The 4,411-nt window shown below is 67.9% G+C and carries 4 protein-coding genes and 1 pseudogene; 1 reads left to right on the forward strand and 4 read right to left on the reverse strand.

Annotated features, from left to right (window positions below; genetic code table 11):
• From ACTWQJ_RS47075 to ACTWQJ_RS47090, 4 genes and pseudogenes are all read right to left on the reverse strand, one after another.
• Positions 1 to 141 (reverse strand): annotated as a pseudogene (locus tag ACTWQJ_RS47075) (ABC transporter ATP-binding protein); the annotation flags it as partial.
• On the reverse strand, positions 138 to 662 hold the full coding sequence (locus ACTWQJ_RS47080; protein ID WP_224737602.1) for a PadR family transcriptional regulator: 525 nt from the start codon (positions 660 to 662) through the stop codon (positions 138 to 140). The pseudogene ACTWQJ_RS47075 and the gene ACTWQJ_RS47080, both read right to left, overlap by 4 nt.
• A 150-nt stretch (positions 663 to 812) precedes the next feature.
• A complete protein-coding gene (locus tag ACTWQJ_RS47085) occupies positions 813 to 1,121 on the reverse strand; it encodes a hypothetical protein (RefSeq protein WP_443312517.1) in 309 nt (102 codons plus the stop codon).
• Complete coding sequence (locus tag ACTWQJ_RS47090) at positions 1,067 to 1,996, reverse strand: SPFH domain-containing protein (RefSeq protein ID WP_443312518.1); 930 nt, start codon at positions 1,994 to 1,996, stop codon at positions 1,067 to 1,069. The genes ACTWQJ_RS47085 and ACTWQJ_RS47090 overlap by 55 nt, the downstream gene beginning before the upstream one ends.
• A gap of 253 nt (positions 1,997 to 2,249) precedes the next feature.
• Between ACTWQJ_RS47090 and ACTWQJ_RS47095 the strand changes: the two genes are divergently transcribed.
• Positions 2,250 to 4,411 (forward strand): transglycosylase domain-containing protein (locus ACTWQJ_RS47095; RefSeq protein ID WP_443312519.1); only part of this gene is annotated, 2,162 nt, incomplete at its 3' end.

Below are 4,411 nucleotides of genomic sequence, written 5' to 3' on the forward strand. Positions count from 1 at the left end.
CTTGCCGGAGCCGGAGGGGCCCATCAGGGCGACGACCTCGCCGGGGTGGATGGAGAACTCGGCGCCGTCCAGGGCGGTCGTGGGACCGTACGTCTTGCGCAGCCCTTCGGCCACGAGCAGGGAACCGTAAGGAGCGGTCACTTGGCCACCGCCTCCGCGAGCTTGTCGAGGCGCGCGGCGGTCAGTTCCAGCCAGCGCAGGTCGGCCTCGAGGTGGAACAGGGCGTGGTCGCAGATCAGTTGGTCGGCGAGGTCGCCCTTGCGCTTGCGGTCGGTGAGGATCCGCATCATCCGCAGGTGCTCGGAACGCTGGGTGTCGAGGATCTCGGCGGCGTCGCGCCGGGTGAGCAGCGCGAGGACGACCTTGGTGTACAGGGTCGACTGAAGGTACGGCTCGGGCTTCTCCGGCGTCGCGAGCCACCGCTCGACGTCGGTGATCCCGGCGTCGGTGATGGCGTACCGCTTCCGCTCGGGCCCGCCGCCCGGTTCGATTCCGTCGACTTCGACGAGCCCGTTCTTCAGCAGGCGGGACATCGTCGAGTAGACCTGGCCGTAATGCAGCGGCCGGTCCTGACCGAACTTCTCGTCGAAGGCCCGCTTGAGGTCGTAGCCATGACGGGGGCCGGATTCAAGGAGGCCCAGGAGGGTGTGACCGATGGACATGCGAGCACTCTACACACGGTGTATACGCGGTAGGTATACGCCGAGTGTGTAGATCATCGCGAGGGGTATGGCCGTGCAGGTCGGAGCCTGTTGTCACGGTTCTGCTACAGCCAACCAGCCTGCCTGTCCGGCAATTGAGGACGAGGCCGTTCAGGCCGACGGGGGTCTGGGGGCGGAGCCCCCGGGTGGACGACCGCGGCGGGGCATCGGACCGGCGTCGCCCGGCAGTCGGCCTGCCTCCGCGAGAGCGCGCCGCAACAGGAACTCGATCTGCGCATTGGCCGACCGCAGCTCGTCGGACGCCCACCGCGCGAGCGCCTCGTACACCGACGGGTCCAGCCGCAGCAGCACCTGCTTGCGCTGCTGCGGCCGACGCTGAGGGGCTGAACCCTCGGAGGGAGCCGTCACTGGTAGAGCGTCCCGGTGTTGAGGACCGGCTGCGCGGAACGGTCCCCGCACAGCACCACCATCAGGTTGGACACCATCGCCGCCTTCCGCTCGGAGTCCAGCTCCACGATGTCCTGCTCGGTGATCCGGGCGAGCGCCGCCTCGACCATGCCGACCGCCCCGTCCACGATCTGCCGCCGGGCCGCGACGACCGCGCCGGCCTGCTGCCGCTGGAGCATCGCCGAGGCGATCTCGGGGGCGTAGGCGAGGTGGGTGAAGCGGGACTCGATGATCTGCACGCCGGCCGCCTCCACGCGCGCGTGCAGTTCGACGGCGAGCTTCTCGGTGATCTCCTCGGCGTTGCCGCGCAGCGAGAGACCGTCCTCGTCATGGGCGTCGTACGGGTACTCGATGGCGATGTGCCGGACCGCCGCCTCGGTCTGCGTGGAGACGAACTCGATGTAGTCGTCCACCTCGAAGGTGGCCTGCGCGGTGTCCTCGACCTTCCACACCACGACCGCGGCGAGCTCGATCGGGTTGCCGTAGGCGTCGTTGACCTTCAGGACTGCGGTCTCGTGGTTGCGGACGCGGGTGGAGATCTTCGTGCGGGAGGTGAGCGGGTTCACCCAGCGCAGGCCGTCCTGCCGGATCGTGCCCCGGTAGCGCCCGAAGAGCTGGACGACCCGGGCCTCGCCCGGCGCGACCATGTTCAGCCCGCACATGGCGACGAAGGCGGAGATGGCGACGAGTATGCCGACGATGATCAGCGCGGCCTTCGCGCCGGCCCCCGAGACCGCCGAGGCGGACACGGCCATACCGATGCCGGCCAGCAGCCCGATGAGGCCCAGGAGCAGGGCGAGTCCGCCGCCGATGCTGTGCGCGGTGAACTCGCGGACGCGTGGGGCGGGCATGTCGGGGACGTCGGGTGCGGAGTCGTGCGTGGTCATGGGTGGTTCCCCCGTTCTTCGGTGCATCTCTGATCTGTCTATCGCTGATCTATCTAAGTGATATCACTTTACCCCGTCACAGCAACCTCAACCCCCTCTCATACGTCGGTTCCGTTGGGATGGGTGCTGATTGTCACGCCCGTAAAGGACCGAATCAGCCGGACTTGGTCATAGAGAGCGGTGTTAGCTTTCTGAGCTGACTTGCACCGGGCACCGGAGTGACAGCCGACAACGAAGCGGAGCAGACGGACTCATGGGACGAGCGGAAGAGAGACGAGCGCGACAGCGCGGTGGCCACCGCGCGGCGCCGAAGCGCCGCCGTTCGTCGGGGGCAGTGGGCGCGGGCAAGCCCGGGAAGAGCGGCATACGCAGGCTGTTCACCTGGAAGAAGGTGCTCGGCACGTTCCTCGGCCTCTGCCTGCTGGGCATCGGCGGCTTCATCGTGCTGTACCTGATGATCGACATTCCCAAGGGGAACGAGCTCGCGCAGAAGCAGAGCAACGTCTACAAGTACAGCGACAGCACGACCCTCGTCCGCGACGGCGAGGTCAACCGCGAGGTCGTCGACCTCGCCCAGGTCCCCAAGAAGGTCCAGCGGACCTTCGTCGCCGCCGAGAACAAGACCTTCTACAACGACTCCGGCGTCGACCTCAAGGGCACGGCCCGAGGCCTGCTCAACACCCTCTCGGGCAAGGGCAAGCAGGGCGGCTCGACGATCACCCAGCAGTACGTCAAGAACTACTACCTCACCCAGGAACAGACGGTCACCCGTAAGCTCAAGGAGCTGGTGATCTCCCTGAAGGTGGACCGCGAGAAATCCAAGGACGACATCCTCGCGGGCTACATCAACACCAGCTACTACGGCCGTGGCGCCTACGGCATCCAGGCCGCCGCCCAGGCCTACTACCGCGTCGACGCCAGCGACCTCTCCGTCGAGCAGGGCGCGTACCTCGCCGCGCTGCTCCAGGCGCCGAGCTCGTACGACTGGGCGGTCGCTTCCGAGACGGGCAAGCAGCTGGTCAAGGAACGCTGGAACTACGTCCTGGACAACATGGTCGAGCAGGGCTGGCTGGATTCCGCCGAGCGCCAGGGCATGAAGTTCCCGGCGCCGAAGGAGCCCACGGCCGCGCCCGGCATGGAGGGCCAGAACGGTTACATCGTGAAGGCGGCCAACCAGGAACTGGCCAGGCAACTGGTCGCCCAGGGCTCGGCGTCCGACCTGGAGGAGGCCCTGACGAAGATCGACCGGGGCGGCTGGACCATCACGGTCAACATCGACAAGAAGAAGCAGACCCAGCTGGAGAAGGCGGCCAAGGAGCAGCTCACCAGCAAGCTCGACCCGGACGAGCGGGAGGTCGACGCGGATGTCCAGGCCGGCGCCGCCTCCGTCGACCCGAAGACCGGCAAGGTCCTCGCGATGTACGGCGGCGTGGACTACGTCAAGCACTTCACGAACAACGCCACGCGCACCGACTACCAGCCCGCCTCCACCTTCAAGCCGCTGATCCTGGCCGCGGCGATCGACGAGGGCGCCGAGACCCAGGACGGCACCCCGATCACCGCGAACACGATCTACGACGGTGACAGCAAGCGCCCGGTCGTGGACGACGGCAAGAAGGTCGGCTTCGCGCCGCCGAACGAGGACGACGTCGACTACGGCGATGTCACCGTGCAGACGGCGATGAACAAGTCCATCAACTCCGTCTTCGCGCAGATGGGCGTCGACGTCGGCATGGATCAGGTGATGGAGGTCGCCGAGAAGCTCGGCATGGACGCCAAGGACCTCCAGTCGGTGCCGGCCCAGACCCTTGGCACCATGGGCGCGAGCCCGCTGGAGATGGCCGGCGTCTACGCCACTCTCGACAACCACGGCAAGAAGGTCACCCCGTCGATCGTGGCGTCGGCCAAGCACAAGGACACCGCCGTCGAGATGCCCGACCCGATCGGCGAGCAGGTCATCAGCCGCGAGGCCGCCGACACGGTCACCTCGGTGCTCACCGGCGTGGTCGACGACGGTACGGCCCGGCGCTCGGTGCGCGACAACCCGGCCCGTGACGGCCAGCAGGTCGCGGGCAAGACCGGTACGTCCGACGAGAACAGGTCGGCCTGGTTCACCGGCTACACCCCCGACCTGGTCACCTCGGTCGGCGTCTTCGGCGAGGACCCCAAGACCTACGCGCAGTCCTCGCTCTACGGCGCGGGCGGCGAGGAGCGCGTCAACGGCGGTGGCTTCCCCGCGATGATCTGGGCCGAGTACACCTTCGGTGCGATGGGCGAGGTCTCCAAGTTCGACCTGGAGACCGACCAGGGCGCCGGCGTCGCACCGACCCGGACCCCGACGCAGACGCCGACCCGGACCCCGACGCAGGAGCCGACGACGCAGGCTCCGACGTCCGAAGCGCCGACCGAGACGCC

The organism is Streptomyces sp. KR55, from assembly GCF_052245645.1.
Taxonomy (GTDB): domain Bacteria; phylum Actinomycetota; class Actinomycetes; order Streptomycetales; family Streptomycetaceae; genus Streptomyces; species Streptomyces flavusporus.